A 23,474-nucleotide genomic window follows, 5' to 3' on the forward strand; every position below is an offset into this window, starting at 1 on the left:
TCAATACTCCTCCACCAAGACATCGGTGTAGAGTTCGGACGGCTCCGGCTCGGGCGAGCTTTCGGCAAAATCAGCCGCTTCGGCGACGCGCGCACGGATTGCCTTATCGATGGACTTCAGGTCCGCTTCGTCATGGCCGTCTTCGATTAAAGTCTTTTTCAAACCCTCAATCGGATCATGCTGATCGCGCTGTTCCTGCACTTCATCGCGGGTGCGGTATTTGGCCGGGTCGGACATGGAATGGCCGCGATACCGGTATGTGTTAAGCTCCATCAGGACCGGGCCCTTACCCTCACGCACATGCTTGAAAGCAACCTCGGCTGCGGCGCGCACTTCGAGAACGTCCATGCCGTTCACTTCCATGCCGGGAATGCGGAACGCCGTGCCGCGGCGGTAAAACCGGGTTTCGGCAGAGGACCGCTTGCTTGCAGTGCCCATCGCGTATTGGTTGTCCTCAACCACAAACACAATCGGCAAATTCCACAAGGCCGCCATGTTGAAGGTTTCATAAACCTGACCCTGGTTCGCCGCACCATCGCCAAAATAAGCAAGGCACAGCCCGCCATCCTCGTTATATTGATGCGCCAGCGCCAATCCGCCGCCCAGCGCGACCTGCGCGCCGACAATGCCGTGGCCGCCGTAAAATTTGTCCTCAGTAGAGAACATATGCATCGAGCCGCCTTTGCCTTTGGAAATGCCAGCTTCGCGGCCGGTCAATTCGGCCATGATAACCTTGGGATCAATGCCATAGGCCAGCATGTGCCCGTGATCGCGATATCCGGTGATGACGCTGTCTTTGTCGCCGTCCAATGCAGATTGCAGGCCAATGGCGACCGCTTCCTGCCCGATATACAGGTGGCAAAAACCGCCAATCAGGCCGAGCCCGTATAGCTGGCCTGCTTTTTCTTCAAACCGGCGGATCAGCAGCATCTGCTCGTAAAATTCAAGCTTCTGCTCTTTCGTAGCGTTGAACCGTTTGGCTTTTTCAAAATCGTTCTGAAGCGAATGCAGCACAAAATCCGGATCGTCTGCCGGAGCGGATGGCTTGGATGTGTCAGGCTGTTTTGCCAAAGGATATCCCTTTATCTTGAAATTCGCGCAGTGGGGGGAGGAGATCGCGCGGTGCTCTCATCTTCGCCTATAATCGGGAAATCGCAGGTGACGCAACGGAAATTGGAGCGATCAAAGCTTAGGGTGCGCAGGATTTGAACAAGCGCGAAAAATACCCTTATTCCGGAAGCGCAATAACCACTTCGTCGGCGTGCATAACGCCCAGATCGCGGCGCACCAATTCGCTGGCTAGGTCAGGATCAGCAGAACCTGGATCGAGCAGATCAACCCGGTTCTTCAGCGCATCGCGGCGTTCTTCAAGCGCTGCAATTTGCGCGTGCCGCTGCTGCAAAGCTTGGGAATTTTCGTTCCAGGCAAGCAGCCCTGTCGGCCCGGCAATGGCAAAGCCAGCCAAGAACAGCAGCAATGCCAGAGCCGCGCCCTGTTTCAATTGCTCGCGTGGAGGCTGCTTAATCACCTAAACCCTCATCCCTTTACCCAAACACCAAGAATCATGTTTGCCGCCAGACTGCAAGCATAAAGACGCATCTACAGGTAAAAAGCTGATATTTGCGGTTTCTACGTGGCTTGCGTCGCACAAGAAGCTCCAGTTTTGCTGCACTGCACACAATTCTCGGAACATAGCTCGCCTCGGCTCATTGAGTCACAAACGAAAGGCCGCGTGTAATTTTATGTTTGTAGTGCTCGAAAACCAGATCCAGTCCATGATTGAAGCGGCGGTGCAATCTGTGCCCGCAATCGTCATCAGCACCGTCATTTTAGTGATGACTTGGGCTGTGTCTAAATTTGCCACCCGGCTTTCCAAGAAACTGGTGGGCAAAACCGAAATTCGCCCCTCGCTCAGCAATCTGGTCACCACGATTGTGCGTCTGGCTGTTTGGGTCATCGGCCTGATGATCGCAGCAGTCGTGATTTTCCCTGATCTGACCCCCGCCAGCCTTATCGCCGGACTTGGCCTTGGCACGGTGGCCATCGGCTTTGCGTTTCAGGACATTTTTGAGAACTTCCTCGCCGGCGTGCTCATCATGCTGCGCGACAAGATGCGCATTGGCGATACGATCGAAGTCGATGATATCATCGGGAAGGTTGAACACATAACTTTGCGCGAAACGCATGTCCGCTCGTTCTCTGGCGAATTGACGATTATCCCCAATTCAACGATTTTCAAAAACTCGGTTGAAATATGGACTGATGAGCCACTGCGCCGGTTCGAGGTGGGGGTTGGGGTATCCTATGACACCGATCTCGATCACGCCGCCCGCATCATCCGCGCGGCGGTTGAAAGCTGCGAGCTGGTCGAACAGGAAAAGCCCATTCAGGTGCTTGCCGATGGGTTTGGTGGCAGCTCGATGGATTTTGTCGTTCGCTGGTGGGCCGCATCGGGCGGACCCGACGCTGTGCTCAACCGCGACGAAGTGATCCGGGCGATCAAACGTGCGCTTGATGATGCCGATATCGAAATTCCCTTCCCCTATATCACACATACGTTCAAAGAACGTGTGCCGCTGGGGGAGAAGTTGGGCGAGGCCGCATAAAAGCCGCTCGCGCCTCTCCTTCGACGGCGTAAACCCGATGAGGAGAGATAGTGGTGCAAGTCCTGACGACAGACCTAGCGCGCTTTGCGGATATTCCAGATTACCCTTTCGCTGCAAACTGGTGCGATATTGACCTTGGCGAAGGGCATCATGGACGGATGCACTATGTGGACGAAGGGCCGCGCGATGGCCCTGCCCTGCTGCTTTTCCATGGCGAACCAAGCTGGAGCTTTCTTTATCGCAAAATGATCCCGCATCTCACGCAGGCCGGCTTTCGCTGTTTTGCGCCTGATCTTGTCGGGTTTGGCAAAAGCGACAAGCCGGATGATATCGCGTTCTATACCTATGACCGTCATATAAGCTGGCTGAGCCAATGGCGCGATAAAGTTGTGCCGCAGCAAGCGGGGCTGTTCTGTCAGGATTGGGGCGGTTTGCTGGGCCTTCGCATGGTTGGGGAAGCCCCCGAAAGCTTCACCTTTGTCGTTGCGAGCAATACGTTTTTGCCCACGGGCGGCACCCCTTCCCCGGCTTTTCTTGCATGGCGCGAATTTGCCAAAAGCTCACCGGAATTTGCCATCGGAGAATTGCTGCAAAGGTCAACCGCGACGCCGCGCACCGATCAGGAGATCGCTGCCTATGATGCACCCTTCCCCGATGAGCCAAGCAAAGCGGGCGCGCGCGCTTTTCCGCAATTGGTGCCAGTGGAAGATGGGATGGACGGCATCGCGCAGAACAACGAGGCTTGGAAAGGGCTCGCGGCATTTGATCGCCCGTTCCTCACATTGTTTGGGGAAGATGATCCGGTAACCGGAGGGCTGGCCAAGCCGCTGATTGAACGGATCGCGGGCGCGAAAGATATGCCGCATGCCATGCTGCCCACTTGCGGGCATTTCTGTCAGGAAGACCAACCCGAAAAGCTTGCTCAAGGCGTGATTGACACTGCACGCCGTGCGGGCGTCCTTGGCGGATAGCTGCGATAAAACCCGTAATCCTGCGACGAATACCTAAGGGATAATGCAGGGTTTTCTCCTGCTTTTTACCTTTTATTAAGCATACTTGCCTATTGCAGGTGGTGAAGACGTTACGAACTTACCGAATGATCGGCCCTGCGGCCAAGGTCACTTCTGGTTCAACCGAGTGTCTTCGATCGTATCACTGGCTTTCAAATCGCTGACACTGGTGTCGATGACGCGGAGCTGTGAAAAGGAAAATGGCGCTTCGGCTCTTCCGACTGGTCCTTCCCCGGGGATCGCTGCGGATATGCCGAGCGCCCTTTTTTGTTTGGGTGAGATTGCAGAGTTCTGGATACCGCATGCCCGCGCAATCAAAGACTCGCATCTAAAACGTGTCCCCGACAGGATTTGAACCTGTGGCCTTCGGATTAGGAATCCGACGCTCTATCCAACTGAGCTACGGGGACGACGAAACCCGCCTTAGCAAAGCCGCCGCCTCGTTCAATCATGTTCGCTCATTTGGCCGCGATTGCGCGCGCTTGGCGCTCAATTAAGCTCATCCGGCGGTGCGACCGGAAATGGCAGCGGGGCCACTGCAACCCCTTCATCGACCAGCGATTTCGCTTCTTCCAGGCTCGCTTTGCCGTGGATGGGGGCGTTTTCGCGTTCGCCATAGTGCATTTCGCGCGATTGTTCGGCGAAACTGTCACCCACCCATGTGCTCGATTTGAGCGCTTCGGACTGCGCTTTATGCAGAGCTTTCAACGCCTTTTGCATCTCAGCGGGGATCGGTTCATTCGATACCGCTTGGCCGCCCGATGGCATTGCAGGTGCGGGAGCGGTACCGGCAGCGGCACCGGGCTGCGATGCGGGCGATTGCTCCTCTGCCTGCGCGGCCGGGCGCGGGGCAATATCGCGATTGCCTTTTACGGGGACGGCAGGCGCCATGGGCGCTTTCATCACCGCGTCGGTACCGCATTCCGGACATGCCAACAGACCGCGTTCGCCCTGGCTTTCAAAATCGGAGGACGATCCGAACCACCCTTCGAACCGGTGGCCATGTTCGCATTGGAGATCATAAACTATCATTTCGCATCCTATGTGGCGATTTTGCGCGCATTGACAAGGCTCGGCAATTGGCTGCGCACCTCGCGGATACGGTCAAGATCAATCTCGCAAAAGCCAAGGCCCGGCCCTTCCCCGCCCATATCGAGCAGCACATCACCCCAAGGGTCCACCACAAGACTGTGCCCATAGGTTTCGCGTCCATCTTCATGGGTGCCAACCTGCGCCGCGGCAATAACGAAAGCGCTCGCTTCAATTGCGCGGGCTCGCAGCAGGATGTGCCAATGGGCAGCGCCAGTGGGCCGGGTGAACGCGGCGGGCACCGCAATCGCATCGCAGCGCTGCTTGCCCAGCGCCTCGAATAAGGCGGGAAAGCGCAGATCATAGCAAATGGTTAGGCCAAGCCGGCCAATCGGCGTGCCTTCCACCGTTACAACATCGCGCCCGGGTTCATAGGCGCTGCTTTCGCGCCATGTTTCCCCGGTGGACAGCTCCACATCGAACATATGGATCTTGTCATAGGTCTGCGGCGCAAGGTCTCTGCCCGGACCGGCACCCGCAGCCGCATAGTAAAGCGAGCGATTGGCCCATTTGCCATCCCCGCGCGCAATCGGGATTGATCCGATAGCCAGCGCGGCGCCTGTCGCTGCTTGCACATCGCCAAGCCGAGCGATCATTTGATGAGGGGCATCGCTGTCAATCCACGGGCCAGAGCGCGATCGTTTGCGGTCGAGCAAGAGCGACATCTCAGGCGTGAACAGCATTGCCGCCCCCGCCTTTGCAGCATCGCGCGCCGCTTGCTCAATACAGTCAAAATTGGCCTCCGGATCAATCCCCGAAGTCATCTGGAGGACAGCAATTTTAACCATTCAGCCCGCCAGCAAGGCGTCAAGCTTGCCCGCTTGTTCAAGCGCCGCGAGATCATCCGAACCGCCCACATGCGTATCGCCAATAAATATCTGCGGCACAGTGCGTGCATCAGGCGCGCGCGCGATCATTTCATCGCGCTTTGCCCCGCCCATGGTAATGTCGATCTCGTTAAACTCAGCGCCTTTCTGGCTAAGTAAATGCTTGGCCCGTGTGCAGAACGGGCAGGCGAATTTGGTGTACATATCAATCACAGGGGCGCTCATCGCGGTGGTTCCTCGGTTTGGTTTTGGGCGCAGAACAGAGCCTGCGCGCGTCAATCTTGAAAGCCTGAATGCGCTTACTAACTAAGACCTGTCGCACCGTTTCGCCAGACTGGGAAGGGGATGCGGCCGGGAAAAGCGCTGCATGAGGCAGGCTTGGCCTGAAAATACACTCAAATTGCTCAAACACGAGGATTTGCACATTATGTCACGTTTAGATTTTACCCCCTATCGCCGCAGCACCGTTGGTTTTGATCGCTTGTTCGATCTGCTTGAAAACCAGGCGCGCAGCAATTCCGGCGACAATTACCCCCCTTTCAACATCGCTCGCCAGGGCGAAGACAATTACCGCATCACTTTGGCGGTGGCCGGTTTTCGCCCGCAGGATATCGACATCACTGCGCAGCAAAATCTGCTGACCGTGCAAGGCAAAAAGCGCGATGAAAGCGGCGATGCTGGCGAGCTGATCCATGTCGGCATTGCGAGATCGCGGATTTGAACGCCGGTTTGAACTGGCCGACTATGTCCGCGTAGAAAACGCTGATCTTGCAGATGGTCTGTTGGTCATCGATCTGGTGCGCGAAGTGCCAGAGGCGATGAAGCCCAAAAAGATCGCTGTGAACGGCGGCGCAACCCTTACCGCCGTGCCAGATGGCGATGATGAGGCCAGCGCAGCTTAATCGGCGCAACCGATTGGACTGGATAAAATCCATCTTTTCAAATTGATAAAATTATCGGGCCAAGCTGTGTCAGCTTGGTTGGGGGCGGACCTTACAGTCCGCCCCCGCGACCGAAAGTCGCCTCTATCATTGATGGCCGTCCGGGTCGCAGAAGACGGTCAAAAACGATCAGAGCTGCAAAAGCCGCTTTGCGCCGCAGCGGGCGCGGCAAAGCGATTTCTCATGAGAAGCGGTATCCCCCTGCCCCCTTAAGAAAACCTATAGCTTTAACCACGGGCCTATGCCTGTGTTGCACTGTGCGCAAGATTAAACTGTTGCTCTTGTAAGAACGCGACAGATCGTTTCAATTGTAATAAAAATCTGCTGATCCGGCCTATCTGGCCGCTCGCTCAGCCCGGTCAAACCAGACGCGATTGCTCCAGCGCGGCGGCGATAAAGCCTGCAAACAGCGGGTGCGGATCAAACGGGCGCGATTTAAGCTCGGGGTGGAATTGCACGCCGACAAACCAGGGGTGATCGGGCCGCTCGACAATTTCGGGCAGCAATCCATCGGGCGACATGCCGGCAAATATCAGGCCCTGTTTCTCCAAAGGTTCGATATAGGCGCTGTTCACCTCATAACGGTGCCGGTGGCGTTCGCTGATCGCATCCACCCCGCCGTAAATGGCTGACGTGTGGCTGTTTGCGGCCAGTTTCGCTTCATAAGCGCCCAGACGCATCGTGCCGCCCAGATCGCCGCCTTCCTGGCGTTGCTGGATGCCCTCTTCGCTCATCCATTCCGAGATTATGCCGACAACAGGTTCGCGCGTGTCGCCAAATTCGGTTGAAGACGCCGAGTCAAACCCTGCCTCGCGCGCGCTTTCGATGCAGGCCATTTGCATGCCCAGGCAAATGCCAAAAAACGGGACTTTCCGCGTGCGAGCAAAGCGCACGCTGGCGATCTTGCCCTCACTGCCGCGTTCCCCAAAACCGCCGGGCACCAGAATACCGTGCATAGGCTCAAGCGCCGCGATGATCGCGCTTTCATCTTCGCCTTCGAAAATCTCGGCATCGATCCACTTGATCTTGACCTTGACCCGGTTGGCAAGGCCGCCATGCACAAGCGCTTCGTTGAGGCTTTTGTAGGCGTCTTGAAGACCGACATATTTGCCGACCACGCCAATCGTAACCTCGCCTTCGGGGTTGAAATAGCGGTCCGTTACATCGAGCCATGATGAAAGGTCAGGCTCGCGTGCATCGGTGATGCCGAACCCGCGCAGCACCTCTGCATCGAGGCCTTCCTTGTGATATTGCAGCGGAACCGAGTAAATCGAGGGCGCGTCCAGAGCCGGGATCACCGCTTCTTTGCGCACATTGCAGAAATTGGCGATCTTCTGCCGCTCACTTTCGGGAATGGGGTGTTCAGCCCGGCACAAAAGCACGTCGGGTTTGATGCCCAGACTGGCCAGTTCGCGCACGGAATGCTGGGTGGGCTTGGTCTTAAGCTCGCCCGCCGCCGCGATGTAAGGCACCAGCGTCACATGTACGCTGAGCGTTTGGAGCGGCTCCAATTCATTTCTAAGCTGGCGGATCGCTTCCATAAAGGGCAGCGATTCGATGTCGCCAACCGTCCCGCCAATTTCGCACAGGACAAAATCAAGATCATCGCTGTCTGCCAGCGCGAACGCTTTGATCTCATCGGTCACATGCGGGATTACCTGCACGGTTGCGCCCAGATAATCGCCGCGCCGTTCACGCGCGATGATATCGCGATAGACGCGCCCGCTGGTTATGTTGTCGCTTTGCCGGGCAGAAACGCCTGTGAACCGCTCGTAATGGCCCAAGTCGAGATCGGTTTCAGCCCCATCATCGGTGACGTAAACTTCGCCATGCTGATACGGGCTCATCGTGCCCGGATCGACATTGAGATAGGGGTCAAACTTCCGAATGCGCACCTTGTACCCGCGCGCCTGCAAGAGGCTTGCAAGGGATGCTGCCATTAAACCTTTGCCGAGCGAGGAGACCACGCCGCCGGTGATGAAAATGTACCGCGCCATGGGAGAAAAGCCCTAAGCCTCGTTTGGGGTGTGGGGCAAGCAAATTGCGCCGCGATTTGCAGCCCAATCCACAGCTGAGATAATCAAATGCGGCTTTATTCAGCCAGCGGATCAGCAGCCGGGGTTTCGCCCACTGCCGGACCGGCGGTTTCAGCCGGTGGTTCTGCGCCATCAGCCAGCGGATCGGCGCTGCCATCTGTTTCAGGCGCGCCGCCCAGCAAATCCTCGCTTGATGGCGCTGAGCCTGCTGCGCCGCGATCAAGAGTAGTCTCAACCGTGCTGCCGCTGCGTTCTTTCACCGCAACAGCGGCCAGTGCAATGGACAAAGTGACAAAGGCAATCGCCAGCCACTTGGTTGATTTGGTGAGAAAATCCGCCGCACCGCGCGCGCCCAGTGCGCCATTGGGATTGCCGCCAATGCCCAATCCGCCGCCTTCGCTGCGCTGCATCAGCACAACGGCGACAAGCCCGGCGGCTACCAGCGCCTGAACAACGGTAAGAAAGATAAAGACGGACATGAAAAGGGTGTTCCAATAACAATTTGTTGGCCGCGACATAGGGATCGCAGCGCGCAGTGGCAAGCGTAGCCCGTGCGCAGCGGCGCGGCGGGATCACGCGGTGCGGGATTTAAGCGTCTGCAGTTTCCCCGGCGGCAAGGGCAATGCCCATAAAGCTGTCCGCTGTCAGACTGGCCCCGCCGACCAGCGCGCCGCCCACTTCGCCAATGCCCAGAATATCGCTCGCATTGTCTGGTTTGACAGAGCCGCCATACAATATGCGGATCGCTGCGCCGTCTTCTTCGCCGTAAAGCTCGATCAACAAGGTTCGGATCGCGCCGTGCATCTCGGCGATATCATCAAGGCTCGCGGTTTTGCCGGTGCCAATCGCCCAGATCGGCTCATAAGCGACGGTGATTTTCTCAAACGCCTCGCTCAGATCAGCGCCCGCCTCAGGCAGGGATGCGGTGAGTTGTTCTTTGACGAAAGCGACCGCTTCGCCTTTGTCGCGGGTCGCCTCATCCTCGCCGCAGCACAGGATAACGCGCAGGCCTGCTTGCAATGCGGCATCGGCCTTGGCTTTGACCAAAGCATTGCTTTCGCTGTAACCCTGACGGCGCTCGCTGTGGCCAAGGATAACGAATTTCGCCCCCGCATCGGCCAGCATGGCTGCTGCAATCTCGCCTGTATACGCGCCGCCTTCTGCCTCGTGGCAGTTTTGTGCGCCAACAGCGATCTGTTCCGCCTCGCGGTGGACGGGGTGGATCAGAGTGTAAGGCGGCGCAATTGCCACTTCCACTTTCATATGACGCTGGGCCGCACGATCAATCGCGCGCGCTTCGGCAAGCATTGCGCGCGTGCCGTGCATTTTCCAATTTCCTACGATGTAGGGACGCTGAGACATTCAGGTATCCTGCCAATGGGTCGTGTGTTTCGAATCTTCAGCCAGCATGTAAGGCCGCATCTCCCGGTCCGCTAGCCAAGGAATTTCATCCCGTCAAAACCTGCTGCCACCTGTTGCCGACAGGTCGCAGGCCGGATAAGGCGCTTACCGGATAAGGACTTGCAAAAGTGATAATACGCAATTCCTTGGTATTTGAACGCCCAAAGCACGGGACCAGACACGCAAAATGATCTCTTTTTCCGCAATTTCTTTCAGTCCAAAATCGGCCTGCCGATCTTTATCGCGTTTTTGGTGCTGGTGGCGCTTGCTTTTGCGGCGAGTGATATCACCGGCAGCACATTTGGCGGCATCTCAGGTGGTGACCGCGCCGCGCTGGTGGGCGATGACAGCATTTCAGCGAGCGAATTGGCCAGCACAGCCAACAGTGCTTTAAGCCAGGTGCGCCAGCAAGATCCAACGCTGACCATGCCCGTTTTCGTTGAACAGGGCGGATTTGATGAAGTGCTCGATCAGCTTATCAACCGCTATGCTGTGGGCGAATATGCGGAGATGTTTGGTCTTCGCGCCGGGGAAAATCTTGTAAACAGCGAGATTCTGCAGATCCCCGCTTTCCTAAATTTAACCGGCGAATTTGATAACGAGGTCTATCAGGCGGCGCTTTCGCGCCAGGGATTGACCGATGCTGTGCTGCGGCGCGATCTGGCTGATGGGCTGCTGGCGCAGCAATTGCTCGTCCCTGCCCTTGCCTCTCCCATTCTGCCTAAGAAAGCGGCCAAGCAATATGCCGCTTTGGTACGGGAACGCCGGCGCGGGCAAATCGGACTTATCCCCAGTGAACTGTTTATGCCCGGTGGCGATCCCACGGCTGAGCAATTGGAGACGTTCTATTCGGACAATCGCACCCGGTTCATCATCCCGGAACGCCGGGTGCTGCGCTATGCCGCGTTCGGGGCGGGCTCCATCGCTTCCAGCGCAGAGCCAACCGATGCCGAGATCGCTGCCCGGTACGAGGCGAACGCCGAGCAATATAAAGCGATTGAGCGCCGCGCGGTCAGTTCTTTCGTTGTGCCAACGCAGCAGGCCGCTCAGGCGCTAGCGGAGCGCATTCGCGGTGGTGTCTCGCTTGAAGCGGCGGCGCGTGAGGCTGGGTTCAACATATCATCGGGCGAATTGAGCACGCGCGAGGAATTGGCCTCTGCCACCAGTTTTGCAGCGGCTGAGAAGATATTCGAAACATCGCGCGGCGGTGTGGCCGAACCTGCGCAAAGCACGCTGGGCTGGTATGTCGCGCGCGTCGATCAGATTGAGACGACCCCTGCGCGCACTCTGGCACAAGCGAGCGATGAAATTCGCGAAGCTCTAAAAATTGAAAAAGCCGCATCTGCGCTGGCTGATATGTCCGCCAATATCGAGGAAGAAGTCGATAGCGGCACTTCCCTCACCGATGTTGCGCAGGCTTATGGGCTGGAAGTGCAAACAACCCCGCAAGTGCTCGCCGATGGGCGCATTTTTGGCCAGCAGGGGCCGGGGCTTAGCCCGCAGCTGGGCCCCATTCTCGAAACGGCGTTCCAGATGGAGGAAAGCGAGCCGCAATTGGCAGCGCTGGTGCCGGGGCAGCAATTTATCGTGTTCGATGTTGAAAGCATCACCGAAAGCGCCGCGCCTCCCCTCGCCGAAGTCCGTGATGAAGCGGTGCAGGCGTGGAAATTCTCCGAAGGCAGCAAAGCGGCGCGCAAAGCGGCTGACACGATCCTTGAAAAAGTGCGCGGCGGCGCGTCATTGGCCGATGCAATGTCGGCGGAAAACGCCGCACTGCCGCCCGCTGACAAGATCGATCTGGCGCGCGCCGAACTGCTTTCCCAAGGCGGGCAGAATGTGCCTCCGCCGCTGATACTGCTGTTTTCGATGGCCGAGGGGTCCACCAAATTGTTCGAAGGCGCGCGCGATGGCGGGTGGTTCGTGGTTGACCTCGATGAGATTGTAACAACTCTGCCCGAAGATGATGATCCCCTGCTCGCGCAGACGCAGCAGCAATTTGCGCAGGCCCTAAGCGCGGAATACACGGCCCAATTGCAAGCCGCGATCCGCGACGAGGTTGGCGTTGAGCGCAATGAGGATGCAATCGAGGCAGTGCGCAGACAGCTGACCGGCGACAATTAAGGGCTGATCAAAGTGGCATTTGCGCTTCCTGAGAATGCAGACGGCGCGCATGCCGCATTGACCGCTGGTAAGCCGGCGCTGGTGTGGCGCCGGGTCATCGCGGATTGCGACACGCCCGTCAGCGCGGCAGTGCGCCTGATTGAGCCGGGGCGCGGCGATTTTCTGCTCGAATCGGTCGAAGGCGGCGAAGTGCGCGGGCGTTACAGTCTGCTCGGCCTCAACCCCGATCTGGTGTTTCGTGCGTCGGGAGACACTGCCGAGATTAACCGCGAATGGCGCACCAATCGCGCCCGGTTTGTCCCATGCGATATGCGCGATGGCACCAATGCGCTGGGTGAATTGCGCAAGCTTGCCAAAGACTGCCTGATCGATGTGCCCGATACCCTGCCCAAGGCGCTCGCCTGTCTGGTGGGGTATTTCGGGTATGAGACAATCGGCCTTGTCGAAACGCTGCCGCGCGCGGCGCCAAGCGAGCTTGATCTGCCCGATATGCTGTTTGTGCGCCCCACGGTTCTGTTGGTGTTTGACAGCCTGTCTGATGAATTGTTCTGCATCGCACCTGTCTGGGCCGATGCGAAATCTGCGCAAAACCCAGATGCTGCGATCACGCAGGCGGGCGATGCGATTGATGCGACCTTGGCCGCATTGGAGCAGCCGCGTGACCGATCCGCGCCGCAAGTAAGCGCAGGTGATACCGAACCGGAACTGACTCCCGTTATCGCAGGGGATGATTACAAGGCGATGGTCGCGCGAGCGAAGGATTACATCCTTGCAGGCGATATCTTTCAGGTGGTGCTGGCCCAGCGCTTTACCTGCCCGTTTGAACTCCCTCCGCTGGCGCTGTATCGCGCTTTGCGCAGGGTGAACCCCTCGCCTTTCCTCTATTTCCTCGATCTGCCCGGATTTGCGATTGTCGGGTCCAGCCCTGAAATATTGGTGCGGGTGCGCGATAACGAGGTGACCATTCGCCCGATTGCCGGCACCCGCCCGCGCGGCGCAAGCGCTGAGGAAGATGCCGCCAATGAGCAAAGCCTGCTGAGCGATCCCAAGGAATTGGCCGAACATCTGATGCTGCTTGATTTGGGGCGCAATGATACGGGCCGGGTGGCGGAGCGCGGCAGCGTTAAAGTCACCGGCAGTTTCACCATCGAACGCTATAGCCATGTGATGCACATTGTCAGCAATGTGGTGGGGCAATTGGCCAAGGGGCGCGATGCGCTGGATGCGCTGTTCGCCGGATTTCCCGCAGGCACTGTCTCAGGTGCGCCAAAAATCCGGGCATGCGAGATCATTGCCGAGTTGGAAGGAGAGACGCGCGGGGCCTATGCTGGCGGCGTGGGCTATTTCTCGCCCGATGGTTCGGTGGATTCGTGCATTGTCCTTAGAACCGCGGTGGTAAAGGACAAGGTTATGCATGTGCAGGCAGGCGCGGGGATCGTCGCAGACAGCGATCCGGATTACGAACTGGCGGAATGCCGCGCAAAAGCGGGCGCGCTGATCGCAGCTGCGCGCGAAGCGGTCCGCATTTCCAACAGCTTGAGGTTTGGGCAATGAGCCGATCAATGATGTCATCTTCCCGGTTGGGCCTTGTATGCGTGGCGGGGTTCGCGCTGGCTTTGTCCGCGTGCGAACAGCAGCCGGGCGGCGAACCTGTGGTGCGCACATCGCTTGATGGAAGCCCGCCCAAAGACGGCGAAGTGGTGGCCGCAGCCACGCCCGAAGAGACGCCTTCACCCGAAGCCACCGAGACACCCGAAGCGGCGGCCTCTGCCTGCAAGAAAGCGGAATTTGAGGCGGCCACTTTCACCCATTGCATCGCCGATCCGGCCAAGCACCGGATTGCCACCGTGCTCAGCCCCGGTTCCGGACGGCAGCCGTTCGGATCGCTGTCTGCCTATGCGGCGACAGCGGACAAGACCAAAGTCGCCTTTGCCATGAATGCAGGCGCGTTTGGCGATGATCTGCGCGCGCTTGGTTATTACGTGGAAAAAGGCGAGCGATTGAAACTGCTCAACCGAGAGAGCGGAAGCGGCAATTTCTTCCTCAAGCCCAATGGCGTGTTTTATGGTACGGGCGGGCAGTGGCGCATGCGCACCGCCGACAGTTTCTTGCGCAATGTCTCAGACCGGCCCAATTTCGGCACGCAATCCGGCCCCATGCTGGTGATCGATGGAAAGCTTCACCCCGAAATCCAGACCGATGGCCCATCGCGCGCGGTGCGCAATGGCGTGGGGCTTGGCGCGGATGGGACAGCGCATTTCGTGATCGCGGATGATCCTGTCAGCTTTGGCAAGATCGCGCGGTTCTTCAAAGATCGCCTTGGCACGCCCAATGCGCTGCTGCTCGATAGCAATGTGTCGGCCCTGTGGGATCCGGCAACGGGCAGGCTGGATACAAAGCGCGCCGGGCCAATCGTGGTTGTCACCAAGAAATGAGCGCCCCGCGCCGCACGCTTTATCCCGCGATAGAGCCGTATGAGACAGGCATGCTCAATGTCGGCGAAGGGCATTCGCTTTATTACGAACGTGTCGGCACGCCCGGCGCGCGGCCTGCGGTGTTTTTGCATGGCGGCCCCGGCGGCGGCATGGCCCCTTCGCACCGCCAGCAATGGAACCCTGCCCATTATGACGTGCTGCTGTTTGACCAGCGCGGCTGCGGCCAATCGCTTCCTTTCGCGCAAATAGAGCACAATGACACATGGCGCATTGTCGCCGATATGGAGCGGCTGCGCGAACATTGCGGGTTTAACAAATGGCAGGTCTTTGGCGGCAGCTGGGGTTCCACCTTGGCGCTTGCTTACGCGCAAAAGCATCCCGAACGCGTTACAGAATTGATCCTGCGCGGCGTTTTCCTTGCCCGCCAGCGCGAAAAGACGTGGCTCTATAAATATGGCGCAAGCGAGATCATGGCCGAACAATGGGACGCCTTTACTGGCCTAATCCCCGAAGAGGAACGCGGTGATCTGGTAAAAGCGTATTACGCCCGCCTCACCAGCGAGGATGAGGCTGTGCGGCTTGAAGCGGCCAAGCAATGGTCTTTGTGGGAGGGAACGGTCGCAACCCTGCTGCCCAATCCAGGCCTGCTCGAAGATTTTGCCGATCCTGCCAAAGCCGTGCCCTTTGCCCGGATATGCGCGCGGTTTTTCCTTGAGGACTTTTTCCTCGAAGAAAGCCAATTGCTGCGCGATGTAGCGCGCATGGCGGATATTCCCGGCATTATCGTGCAGGGGCGGCATGATATCTGCACCCCGCCGGGCGCTGCCTGGGCGCTCAAAAAAGCATGGCCCAAAGCAGATTTGTGGATTGTCGATGATGCAGGCCATTCCGCCAGCGAGCCGGGCATTGTGGATGGATTGGTGCGCGCAACCGATCATTTTGCCGGCCTTTGATGTGAGATGGCCCGTATTGTGAGGTTTCACCGCGGCTATGCCCTTGCCGCTGCGGCATTGTTTGCGGCCGAAGTCTATATCGCCTTGTTCGTGCGCGACGCATTTGTGCGGCCCATATTGGGCGATGTGCTGGCGGTGATGTTTGTCTATTGCGGACTGCTTAGCGTCCTGAAGTTTCGCTTGGTGACAGCCGCGCTCATCGCATTTGGCATCGCGGTTGTGATTGAGATCATGCAATATCTGGACGTTCTAACGATGCTGGGGTTGGAGGATAACCGGGCGGCGCGCATTGTCCTTGGCACGACATTCACCTGGGGCGATATCCTCGCCTATGGGGTGGGAGCGATTGGGGCGATTGTGACTGATAAGGGGCTAAGCGCCCTGCGAACCCCGCACACCCAATCTTGAACCCCCGCCCCATTTGCGCGAAGGCTCTCTTCCATGATTCTCGTCATCGACAATTACGACAGCTTTACCTTCAACCTTGTCCATTATCTGATGGAATTGGGGGCAGAAGTGGAAGTCGTTCGCAATGATGCGATCACTGCGGCCCAAGCGATGGAGCGCGGGGCCAAGGGGTATCTCATTTCCCCCGGCCCTTGCACCCCGAATGAAGCAGGTATCAGCCTTGATCTGGTTGCGGCCTGCGCGGATGCAGGCGCACCTTTGCTTGGCGTGTGTCTTGGCCATCAAAGCATTGGCCAGCATTTTGGCGGCACTGTGGTGCGCGGCGGATTGATGCATGGCAAAACCTCGCCTGTCACTCACGATGGCAGCGGCGTTTTCAAAGACCTGCCTTCCCCCTTCACCGCGACGCGCTATCACAGCCTTGAAGTGGTCGATATGCCGAGCGAGCTTATCGCCAATGCCCATGCCGACACACCCGGCAGTGATCACCCCAGCATTATGGGATTTCATCATAAGACCCTGCCCATTCACGGCGTGCAATTTCACCCTGAAAGCATCGCGACCCAGCATGGTCACGCGCTCCTCGCCAATTTCCTGAACCTGTGCGGCATGGATGCGCGCCTGCCTGATAGCCTGACTGATAGAGAGCCTGATAGAGAGCCCGCATGACCGCCCTGCCCGATATCGACACGCCGCTCACCGAAACGCAGGCGGAAACCGCCTTTGGCGCGCTGCTCGATGGCGCGCCGGACGAAGCGGAGATTGAACGCTTTCTTATCGCGCTGTCGCAGCGGGGCGAAACCTCAAACGAAATCGCTGGCGCTGCGCGGGCATTGCGCGCGCGGCTTATCCCCATTGATGCGCCCGGCAATGCCATTGATGTTTGCGGGACAGGCGGTGATGGGCATCACACGCTCAATGTTTCCACCGCCGTCAGCCTCGTGGTGGCCGCATGCGGCGTGCCGGTCGCCAAACACGGCAACCGCGCTGCCTCTTCCAAAGCGGGCGCAGCCGATACGCTGGAAGCGCTGGGTCTGGATATGGATGCAGCGGGCGAAACGGCCGAAAAGACGTTGGGCGAAATTGGCATCTGTTTTCTGTTTGCCAAAAACCACCACCCCGCCATGGGCCGTATTCAACCGATCCGCAAAAAGATTGGCAAACGCACCATTTTCAATCTGATGGGCCCGCTGTCCAACCCCGCCGGGGTCACCGCGCAATTGATTGGGATTGCCCGGCCTGCCTATGTGCCGATTTACGCGGGCGCTTTGGCAAAGCTTGGCACGGGGCGTTCGATGATTGTGTCAGGCGATGAGGGGCTTGATGAATTGAGCCTTGCCGGAGGAAACGAGGCAGCCTGGGTCAGCGGCAATGCGTTTGAAATGCGCAGGGTCGATCCGAGCATGGCCGGCCTTGCCAATGCTCCTGTTGAAGCGATCCGGGGCGATGATGCGGTTCACAATGCAGCGGCATTGAAAGCGTTGCTGCAAGGAACGCCGGGACCATACCGCGATGCAGTCGTGTTTAATGCCGCGGGCGCGCTGATGGTGGCGGGCAAGAGCGATCACTGGCAGGACTGCGCCAGCCAGGCGGCAGAAGCGATTGATGCTGGCCGCGCAGAGGATTTGCTAAAGCGTTGGATTGCGCTGGCAGTATGAACAAGCTGGAGGAAATTTGCGCCCATAAGGCAGGCGAAGTGTCCGCGCGCAAAGCGGGCGCATCCGATATTCAGCTGGAAACGCTCGCTTCTAAGCAATCACCCCCGCGCGGGTTTGAGCGGCAGCTGCGTGAAACCGCCAAATCGGGCTATGCGCTGATCGCAGAGATCAAGAAAGCTTCGCCTTCCAAAGGATTGATAAGAGAGGATTTTAACCCCGCTCAGCACGCCCGCGATTATGCCGCTGGCGGCGCGGCGTGCCTGTCCGTCCTTACCGATGCGCCGTATTTTCAGGGGCATGAAGATTACCTCATCGCTGCACGCGCGGCCTGCGATCTGCCGGTTTTGCGCAAGGATTTTATGATCGATCCATGGCAATGCGCAGAAGCGCGCGCAATCGGGGCCGATGCGATCCTGATTATCGTCGCGGCGCTCGGCAATGCGCAAATGGCAGAGATTGAACAGGCCGCGCGCGAACATGCCATGGATGTGCTGGTCGAAGTGCATGATGAGAAAGAGCTGGAACGCGCGCTCACTCACCTTCAATCCAAACTGATCGGGGTGAATAATCGCGATCTTAAAACCTTCACAACTTCGCTATCCGTGACAGAGCGGCTGTCCGCGCTTGTGCCTGATGATGTCTTGTTGGTCGGCGAAAGCGGTATCAACGCGCATGCAAACCTTGTGCGGCTTGAAGCGTCAGGGGTTCGGACATTTCTGGTCGGCGAAAGCCTGATGCGCGAAACAGACGTCGCCGCTGCGACGCAGCGTCTGCTTGACGGATAGTAGCGGCGCTGTCCTACAACGCGCATTTGTGGCAATCAGGGCCAATGGCGTATGTGATTGGCATTTCCTCCCCGAAACACGCAGAATTGCGCGCATTGACAGGCAGAGCAGCGCTGTGTGCGGCAGGGCAGGTTTTTAGTCTCAGGACCGTGTAACATGCGGTCCATGCTTCAGGTTAAGGGCGCGTAGTATGAACAGACTGACCCATCTCGGCGATGACGGAGCGGCGCGCATGGTGGATGTGGGGGGCAAGGCGCAAAGCGAGCGGACCGCAATCGCCTCGGGCCTTATCACCATGTCGTCAGAGGCGCTGACCGCGATCCGCGAAGGCGATGCGCCCAAAGGCGATGTGCTTGGCACTGCGCGCATTGCAGGCATCATGGCGGCCAAACGGACAGGCGAGCTGATCCCGCTCTGCCATCCGCTGGGGCTGGAAGCGGTGGGGATTGAGTTCACCTTTGAGGATACCGGCGTGCGCGCGGTTGCCACTTGCTCGCTAACCGGCAAGACGGGCGTGGAAATGGAAGCGATGGTCGCTGTCTCCACCGCCCTGCTGACGATCTACGATATGGCCAAAGCGATCGACAAAGGCATGGTGATCGGCGAAGTGCGGCTCATCGAGAAGCGCGGCGGCAAATCGGGCACGTGGAAAGCGAGCCAGTGAGCGGGCTTCTGCCCTTGGATGAAGCGCAGGAGCGGCTCCTCGCCATGGCCGTCCCCGGCCCTGTGGAGCAGCTCGGCGCCAGCGCAGCGCAGGGGCGCTATCTGGCTGCCGATGTAACAGCGCAGCGCACTCAGCCGCCCGCGGACCTGTCAGCCATGGATGGCTATGCGATTGCAGGCGCAGGCCCGTGGCAGCGTGTGGGCGAGGCACGCGCAGGCCAGCCCTATGACGGAGTGCTGACAGGCGGCGAATGCACTCGCATCTCGACAGGGGCGCACATGCCGCAAGGCGCAGACAGAGTGCTGATCCAGGAGAACGCAGTCATTGATGGCGTTTCTGTGGTCTTGGCCGAGGGAGAGGAAATGCCCTCCCCCGGCGCCATGTGCGCGCGCGCGGCTTCGACTTTGCGCAAGGCGACCGCGTGCTGAGCGCCGGCACGCGGATAGGCCCTGCACAGATCGCGCTCGCGCTGTCGGCTGGATGCGGTGAGCTACCCGTGCACGGGCCGCCCAGCATCGCGATCCTTGATAGCGGGGACGAACTGGCAAGCGACCCTGCCGAGTGCGGACCGGGCCAGATCCCTGCCAGCAATGGCGCGATGATCGCAGCCATGGTCGAAGCGCTGGGCTGCACCACCATGCGGCTTGGCCCGGTGGCGGATGACATGCAAGCGCTGGCAGAGGCCTTGGCCAAGGCGGAAAGCGCTGACATCCTCATCACATCTGGCGGTGCATCGGTGGGCGATCATGACCTGATCCAGCGCGCTTTGGCGGATTGGGGCGCGGATCTCGCGTTCTGGAAAGTGGCGATCAAGCCGGGCAAGCCGCTCATGGTGGCACAGCGCAAAGGCCAAGTGGTGCTGGGCCTACCCGGCAATCCGGTCTCAAGCTATGTGACCGCGTTCCTGTTCGCTCTCCCGCTGGTCCGCGAATGCCTAGGTGATAAAGCGCCCTTGCCGGCTGAGGAGATCCGGATCGCGTCCACGGCCGTGCCCGCAACCGGCCCGCGGCGCGAGTTCGTGAGAGGAGTGAGCGATGGGCGGCATGTGAGCCCCGCATCCTCACAGGATTCCAGTGCCTTGCGCGCGCTTGCTGAGGCCAATTGCCTGATCGTGCGTCCCGAAAACAGCTGTGCGGTGGCTGAAGGCGAAGAAGTGGCTGTGTATAACCTCCGAAATGGCTGAATTGCAGCAGTTTGCGAGCGAACCGGGTGTTGACTTGTTCCGATTGGTTGCCTACTTGTTCCTCATTCGTTCACCCTATCGGTGATCGGGCAGCGTTCCAACCGCACTTTGCCCCTGGGTCACACCCGTTTGGCACTGTGCCTCTTTGAACGCGTGAGTTCTGCACTGCGGGGGCTTTGGTGCCTCGCCTGAAAGTGCGTCAAAAGGAGTTTGCCTGATGCTGACGGCAAAGCAACACGAACTGATCCGCTTCATACAAGAGCGGCTTGAAGCAACCGGCATTTCGCCCAGCTTCGAAGAGATGAAAGAAGCGCTCGATCTCAAAAGCAAATCGGGCGTGCACCGTCTGATTTCGGCGTTGGAAGAACGCGGCTTCATCCGCCGTCTGCCCAATAGGGCGCGCGCACTCGAAGTCATCAAAATGCCCGAAGATGCAACACCGGCTGCGCGCAAAGCATCGGGTGAAACGGCGGCGGATGATACAGTCGTCGATCTGGCGGCAGCACGCACAGCAGCTGCGGCTCGCTCGCAGCCCGAACCTGCCAATGATGTCATCAGCATTCCGCTGCATGGCCGAATTGCAGCAGGCGCACCAATCGAAGCGCTCGAAGGACAAAGCGCGCTTCCCGTGCCAGCGGCCCTGCTTGGCCCCGGTGAGCACTATGCGCTCGAAGTGTCAGGCGATTCAATGCTCGAGGCAGGCATCTTCGATGGCGATTTCGCCCTGATCAAACGGACAGACACTGCGCGCGATGGCGAGATTGTGGTTGCGCTGGTCCGCGGTGAAGAGGCGACCTTGAAGTATCTGCACAAGGATAAAGGCATGGTGCGCCTTGATCCGGCCAATGCAGCCTATGATCCGCAGGTCTATGGATCGGGTGAGGTGCAGGTTCAGGGCAAACTTGCAGGATTGCTGCGCCGCTATCACTGATTGCGTCGGGGGGTGGGTGCGTTCTGTTCCGGCGTAAGCCTATCGGCACCCCTCCCCGCTGCGCGTCATAAGCGGGCTTGGCTCAGTCCTCAAACCCCTTCCACCAACCGTGCTCGCCTTGGCTGGTAGCAACCGTGGTGATCGTCTCGCTGCCAAGGTCAATCGCAAGACCGCCGTTCTGGCCAAGATAACCGCGATCCGCTTTGAGCCAGCGCGGTTTGCACGAGCGCGGCAAAAACCGGTCCGCGACCACGATATCGGCCTGATCGCATGCAGCAGCCAAAGCGCGCTCTTCGATCAGATTGCGGTTGCGCGCAAGCAGAAGCACCCATTCTCTGCCGCCTCGCTCAAGAGTGATGAGGCAGAACTCAGCAGAACACCGCGCACCAGGCCATTCGCTAAGCGGGATAGGATCGCTGGTCACGCTAGACAGTTCAAGCAGGTTATCGCGCGAATAGGAGGAACGGCTGTCTCGCAGCGAAAGCAGCGCTCTCGACCCATCAGGTTGAATGGTGGTGATCCCGACATGGCGCCCTTCCCGCCCGACCAGAATGTCGGGTATTGGGGTGGCTAGCAAAGCGGCTATCCCTGCTGCAACAGGAGCAAAACCAAACAGCCTCGCTCTGCCCGACCACAGCGCCAGCCACAGCCCTCCTGCGACAAACAGGGCAATCGTAACGCCGCCCATTTGCGGCATCAGCTTAACCGCGCCGGGTTGAGCGGAAGTGAAATGCGCAATGGCAAGCAAAGCTTCAAGCGCGCGTTCGGCAATCCACCAAACAGGCGCGCCCGCGCCGACCAGATCGAGAGCCAGACCGAGCGCGATCATCGGCATCGCGATGAAGGTCACCAAAGGAATGGCGATGACATTGGCCAGCGCTCCATAAAGGCCCGCACGGTGAAAATGGAACATGACAATCGGCATCAGGGCAAGCTCAATGACCAGGCCCGTCAGGAAAAGCATGGCCGTGTTGCGTCCAAATCGCTGCCACCAGGGTTCTTCGCGCGCAGCCAGAAAGGCTCTCACCGGGCCAGACGAATGCAAAGCAACAATCGCAAGGACGGCGGAAAAACTCATCTGAAAGCTGGGACCGATGACCGTCTCGGGCCACACCACCATGACGAACATCGCAGCGACCGCGACCATACGAAACGAAAGCGCATCACGCCCCAGCGCCAGAGCGCCCAGCACCAGAATGGCCGCAACGCAGGCTCTGACGGTGGGTACCTGCGCGCCTGTGAGTAAGGTGTAGGCGATACCGGCCATTGCTCCGGCTACCGCAGCCGCAACCGGCAATCGCACCCGCAAAGCCAAAGCGGGGAACAGCGCCAATAGCTTAATCACCACGAAATAAGCAGCGGCAATCACCGCGCTCACATGCAGTCCGCTGATAGCAAGCAAATGCGTAAGGCCCGCATCGCGCATCGCTTCCTCATCAGCTTGCGGGATGGCTCCTCGGTCACCGCTCGCAAAGGCTGCAGCAATCGTGCCCGCCGATCCATCAACATTGGCGCGAACGTGATTGGCAAGGCTGCGCTGGATACCTTTCAAACCGCTCTTGGTTTGAGGAGCCTCGATAACCTCAATCTCCCCGACAAGGCTACCCGTCGCAGCATAGCCCTTGAACCACGCGGCGCGCGCAAAATCATAGGCTCCCGGCAACATGGGGCTCGCAGGAGGCATCAGGCGCACACGCATCCGTAGAACTGCGCCTTCACTCAGGGCGGAATTCCCAATGGCATTAGCATTAGCATTGGCATCAACCCGGTCCACCTCTGCCAAAGGGACATTGATCCGGATCTTGCGGCTCTCACCGGTTTCGGGATCGCGGATAGCCAAGGTGAGCCGGATGCGTTCATCGGCGGGTTGATCCTGGCGTTCGAGCACATATCCTTGCACGCGCTCGACCACTGGCCTCTCAATCGGCTCCGCCCCCACCATTTCGGACCGGGCCCAGATCACAGCAAGGCCAGCGGCAAAGACCAATCCGATCGCAATGCTCGCCCGGCGGCAATGCTCGCGTTCATCCACCCCGCGCCATGCCGCCATTGCCGCCAGCGCAAGCAGCAGTCCGGCCCCGATTGCGCTGGCCCATTGCCACGGACTTGTGAGTGCGAACCAGGCAAAGATCCCGCACGCAAAGCAAACCGCAATCCAGGGTGCGCGGTCAAAGCCTGCCCTCGCAAGAAATTCCTCGATCCTATCGAAGATTGCCACCGTGATGCTGGACATTCCCGCGCCCGTTTGCCAAGTGCGCGTGGGATCTCGGCTGGCTTTGTCAAAAGTCGCATCAGAAACGGTAACGCCGGCAGCCGCACTGCCAGCGTCATCATCTCCCATTGGAACAGTTGGTAGATCAGCCATTTGCCATAGTCCCTTCTGGGGTGCGGCCGGTCGGCTCAGCGCATGATATGAATAGGAATTG

23 protein-coding genes, 1 tRNA gene and 1 pseudogene are annotated in these 23,474 nt (G+C 58.9%); 15 read left to right on the forward strand and 10 right to left on the reverse strand.

Features of this window, described 5'->3' with window-relative positions; translation table 11 throughout:
• Together pdhA and AC0V6L_RS13780 are read right to left on the reverse strand one after the other, a co-directional pair.
• Positions 1–1,071: a pyruvate dehydrogenase (acetyl-transferring) E1 component subunit alpha gene (pdhA, locus tag AC0V6L_RS13775; protein ID WP_486154753.1), complete on the reverse strand. Its 1,071-nt coding sequence runs from the start codon at positions 1,069–1,071 to the stop codon at positions 1–3.
• 157 nt (positions 1,072–1,228) lie between these two features.
• Positions 1,229–1,528 carry an FtsB family cell division protein gene (locus tag AC0V6L_RS13780; RefSeq protein ID WP_486154754.1) on the reverse strand — a complete coding sequence of 100 codons (300 nt, stop codon included), beginning with the start codon at positions 1,526–1,528 and terminating at the stop codon, positions 1,229–1,231.
• A gap of 214 nt (positions 1,529–1,742) precedes the next feature.
• On the opposite strand from AC0V6L_RS13780, the gene AC0V6L_RS13785 reads away from it, so the two are divergent.
• Positions 1,743–2,606 (forward strand): mechanosensitive ion channel family protein, encoded by an 864-nt coding sequence (locus AC0V6L_RS13785; RefSeq protein WP_486154755.1) that lies wholly within the window; start codon positions 1,743–1,745, stop codon positions 2,604–2,606.
• A gap of 50 nt (positions 2,607–2,656) precedes the next feature.
• Positions 2,657–3,577, forward strand: coding sequence for a haloalkane dehalogenase (locus AC0V6L_RS13790; RefSeq protein ID WP_486154756.1), 921 nt, complete (start codon positions 2,657–2,659; stop codon positions 3,575–3,577).
• A gap of 375 nt (positions 3,578–3,952) precedes the next feature.
• Here AC0V6L_RS13790 and AC0V6L_RS13795 read toward each other — a convergent pair.
• The 4 genes from AC0V6L_RS13795 to grxC form a co-directional block, all read right to left on the reverse strand.
• Positions 3,953–4,026 (reverse strand) — tRNA-Arg (locus AC0V6L_RS13795).
• 79 nt (positions 4,027–4,105) lie between these two features.
• Positions 4,106–4,648: a DUF1178 family protein gene (locus AC0V6L_RS13800; protein ID WP_486154757.1), complete on the reverse strand. Its 543-nt coding sequence runs from the start codon at positions 4,646–4,648 to the stop codon at positions 4,106–4,108.
• An 8-nt stretch (positions 4,649–4,656) separates the two neighbouring features.
• Positions 4,657–5,493, reverse strand: a complete 837-nt coding sequence (locus AC0V6L_RS13805; RefSeq protein ID WP_486154758.1) for a carbon-nitrogen hydrolase family protein — start codon at positions 5,491–5,493, stop codon at positions 4,657–4,659.
• Complete coding sequence (grxC, locus tag AC0V6L_RS13810) at positions 5,494–5,757, reverse strand: glutaredoxin 3 (protein ID WP_486154759.1); 264 nt, start codon at positions 5,755–5,757, stop codon at positions 5,494–5,496.
• Between the two features lie 202 nt (positions 5,758–5,959).
• Here grxC and AC0V6L_RS13815 point away from each other — a divergent pair.
• A pseudogene (locus AC0V6L_RS13815) lies at positions 5,960–6,434 on the forward strand (Hsp20 family protein).
• Between the two features lie 398 nt (positions 6,435–6,832).
• On the opposite strand, the gene pyrG reads toward AC0V6L_RS13815, so the two are convergent.
• The 3 genes from pyrG to tpiA all read right to left on the reverse strand — a co-directional run bounded on the left by pyrG (position 6,833) and on the right by tpiA (position 9,871).
• A complete protein-coding gene (pyrG, locus tag AC0V6L_RS13820) occupies positions 6,833–8,470 on the reverse strand; it encodes a CTP synthase (RefSeq protein ID WP_486154760.1) in 1,638 nt (545 codons plus the stop codon).
• A 95-nt stretch (positions 8,471–8,565) separates the two neighbouring features.
• Positions 8,566–8,988, reverse strand: a complete 423-nt coding sequence (secG, locus tag AC0V6L_RS13825; RefSeq protein WP_486154761.1) for a preprotein translocase subunit SecG — start codon at positions 8,986–8,988, stop codon at positions 8,566–8,568.
• 109 nt (positions 8,989–9,097) lie between these two features.
• The gene (gene tpiA / locus AC0V6L_RS13830) at positions 9,098–9,871 is read right to left on the reverse strand and encodes a triose-phosphate isomerase (protein WP_486154762.1); all 774 of its coding nucleotides are present in this window, start codon (positions 9,869–9,871) and stop codon (positions 9,098–9,100) included.
• Positions 9,872–10,063: 192 nt separating this feature from the next.
• Between tpiA and AC0V6L_RS13835 the strand changes: the two genes are divergently transcribed.
• The 12 genes from AC0V6L_RS13835 to lexA all read left to right on the forward strand — a co-directional run bounded on the left by AC0V6L_RS13835 (position 10,064) and on the right by lexA (position 21,048).
• Complete coding sequence (locus AC0V6L_RS13835; RefSeq protein WP_486154763.1) at positions 10,064–12,031, forward strand: SurA N-terminal domain-containing protein; 1,968 nt, start codon at positions 10,064–10,066, stop codon at positions 12,029–12,031.
• A gap of 12 nt (positions 12,032–12,043) precedes the next feature.
• Positions 12,044–13,585: an anthranilate synthase component I gene (gene trpE / locus AC0V6L_RS13840; protein WP_486154764.1), complete on the forward strand. Its 1,542-nt coding sequence runs from the start codon at positions 12,044–12,046 to the stop codon at positions 13,583–13,585.
• An 8-nt stretch (positions 13,586–13,593) separates the two neighbouring features.
• Positions 13,594–14,466, forward strand: a complete 873-nt coding sequence (locus AC0V6L_RS13845; protein WP_486154765.1) for a phosphodiester glycosidase family protein — start codon at positions 13,594–13,596, stop codon at positions 14,464–14,466.
• Positions 14,463–15,419 carry a prolyl aminopeptidase gene (pip, locus tag AC0V6L_RS13850; RefSeq protein WP_486154766.1) on the forward strand — a complete coding sequence of 319 codons (957 nt, stop codon included), beginning with the start codon at positions 14,463–14,465 and terminating at the stop codon, positions 15,417–15,419. Before AC0V6L_RS13845 ends, pip begins: the two co-directional genes overlap by 4 nt.
• A 6-nt stretch (positions 15,420–15,425) precedes the next feature.
• Positions 15,426–15,827: a ribosomal maturation YjgA family protein gene (locus tag AC0V6L_RS13855; RefSeq protein WP_486154767.1), complete on the forward strand. Its 402-nt coding sequence runs from the start codon at positions 15,426–15,428 to the stop codon at positions 15,825–15,827.
• Between the two features lie 33 nt (positions 15,828–15,860).
• Positions 15,861–16,496 carry an anthranilate synthase component II gene (locus AC0V6L_RS13860; RefSeq protein ID WP_486154768.1) on the forward strand — a complete coding sequence of 212 codons (636 nt, stop codon included), beginning with the start codon at positions 15,861–15,863 and terminating at the stop codon, positions 16,494–16,496.
• Entirely contained in the window at positions 16,493–17,485 is a 993-nt protein-coding gene (gene trpD, locus AC0V6L_RS13865) for an anthranilate phosphoribosyltransferase (protein WP_486154769.1), read from the forward strand. Before AC0V6L_RS13860 ends, trpD begins: the two co-directional genes overlap by 4 nt.
• Entirely contained in the window at positions 17,482–18,270 is a 789-nt protein-coding gene (gene trpC, locus AC0V6L_RS13870) for an indole-3-glycerol phosphate synthase TrpC (RefSeq protein WP_486154770.1), read from the forward strand. The genes trpD and trpC overlap by 4 nt, the downstream gene beginning before the upstream one ends.
• A gap of 190 nt (positions 18,271–18,460) precedes the next feature.
• Positions 18,461–18,934: a cyclic pyranopterin monophosphate synthase MoaC gene (gene moaC / locus AC0V6L_RS13875; RefSeq protein ID WP_486154771.1), complete on the forward strand. Its 474-nt coding sequence runs from the start codon at positions 18,461–18,463 to the stop codon at positions 18,932–18,934.
• Entirely contained in the window at positions 18,931–19,362 is a 432-nt protein-coding gene (locus tag AC0V6L_RS13880) for a hypothetical protein (RefSeq protein ID WP_486154772.1), read from the forward strand. The genes moaC and AC0V6L_RS13880 overlap by 4 nt, the downstream gene beginning before the upstream one ends.
• Positions 19,356–20,117, forward strand: coding sequence for a molybdopterin molybdotransferase MoeA (locus AC0V6L_RS13885; protein WP_486154773.1), 762 nt, complete (start codon positions 19,356–19,358; stop codon positions 20,115–20,117). Before AC0V6L_RS13880 ends, AC0V6L_RS13885 begins: the two co-directional genes overlap by 7 nt.
• A gap of 217 nt (positions 20,118–20,334) precedes the next feature.
• Entirely contained in the window at positions 20,335–21,048 is a 714-nt protein-coding gene (gene lexA / locus AC0V6L_RS13890; protein ID WP_486154774.1) for a transcriptional repressor LexA, read from the forward strand.
• Positions 21,049–21,130: 82 nt separating this feature from the next.
• Here lexA and AC0V6L_RS13895 read toward each other — a convergent pair whose 3' ends face one another.
• Positions 21,131–23,413: a ComEC/Rec2 family competence protein gene (locus tag AC0V6L_RS13895; protein ID WP_486154775.1), complete on the reverse strand. Its 2,283-nt coding sequence runs from the start codon at positions 23,411–23,413 to the stop codon at positions 21,131–21,133.
• Positions 23,414–23,474 lie beyond the last annotated feature (61 nt).

The sequence above is a fragment of the Erythrobacter sp. JB1-15 genome, assembly GCF_057365035.1.

Bases quoted from the DNA above. Each gene is read 5' to 3' on its own strand.
- AC0V6L_RS13785 (WP_486154755.1), top strand. From the start codon at position 1,743: ATGTTTGTAGTGCTCGAAAACCAGATCCAGTCCATGATTGAAGCGGCG.
- AC0V6L_RS13800 (WP_486154757.1), bottom strand. From the start codon at position 4,648: ATGATAGTTTATGATCTCCAATGCGAACATGGCCACCGGTTCGAAGGG.
- AC0V6L_RS13805 (WP_486154758.1), bottom strand. From the start codon at position 5,493: ATGGTTAAAATTGCTGTCCTCCAGATGACTTCGGGGATTGATCCGGAG.
- grxC (WP_486154759.1), bottom strand. From the start codon at position 5,757: ATGAGCGCCCCTGTGATTGATATGTACACCAAATTCGCCTGCCCGTTC.
- pyrG (WP_486154760.1), bottom strand. From the start codon at position 8,470: ATGGCGCGGTACATTTTCATCACCGGCGGCGTGGTCTCCTCGCTCGGC.
- secG (WP_486154761.1), bottom strand. From the start codon at position 8,988: ATGTCCGTCTTTATCTTTCTTACCGTTGTTCAGGCGCTGGTAGCCGCC.
- tpiA (WP_486154762.1), bottom strand. From the start codon at position 9,871: ATGTCTCAGCGTCCCTACATCGTAGGAAATTGGAAAATGCACGGCACG.
- AC0V6L_RS13845 (WP_486154765.1), top strand. From the start codon at position 13,594: ATGATGTCATCTTCCCGGTTGGGCCTTGTATGCGTGGCGGGGTTCGCG.
- pip (WP_486154766.1), top strand. From the start codon at position 14,463: ATGAGCGCCCCGCGCCGCACGCTTTATCCCGCGATAGAGCCGTATGAG.
- AC0V6L_RS13855 (WP_486154767.1), top strand. From the start codon at position 15,426: ATGGCCCGTATTGTGAGGTTTCACCGCGGCTATGCCCTTGCCGCTGCG.
- AC0V6L_RS13860 (WP_486154768.1), top strand. From the start codon at position 15,861: ATGATTCTCGTCATCGACAATTACGACAGCTTTACCTTCAACCTTGTC.
- trpD (WP_486154769.1), top strand. From the start codon at position 16,493: ATGACCGCCCTGCCCGATATCGACACGCCGCTCACCGAAACGCAGGCG.
- trpC (WP_486154770.1), top strand. From the start codon at position 17,482: ATGAACAAGCTGGAGGAAATTTGCGCCCATAAGGCAGGCGAAGTGTCC.
- moaC (WP_486154771.1), top strand. From the start codon at position 18,461: ATGAACAGACTGACCCATCTCGGCGATGACGGAGCGGCGCGCATGGTG.
- lexA (WP_486154774.1), top strand. From the start codon at position 20,335: ATGCTGACGGCAAAGCAACACGAACTGATCCGCTTCATACAAGAGCGG.
- AC0V6L_RS13895 (WP_486154775.1), bottom strand. From the start codon at position 23,413: ATGGCTGATCTACCAACTGTTCCAATGGGAGATGATGACGCTGGCAGT.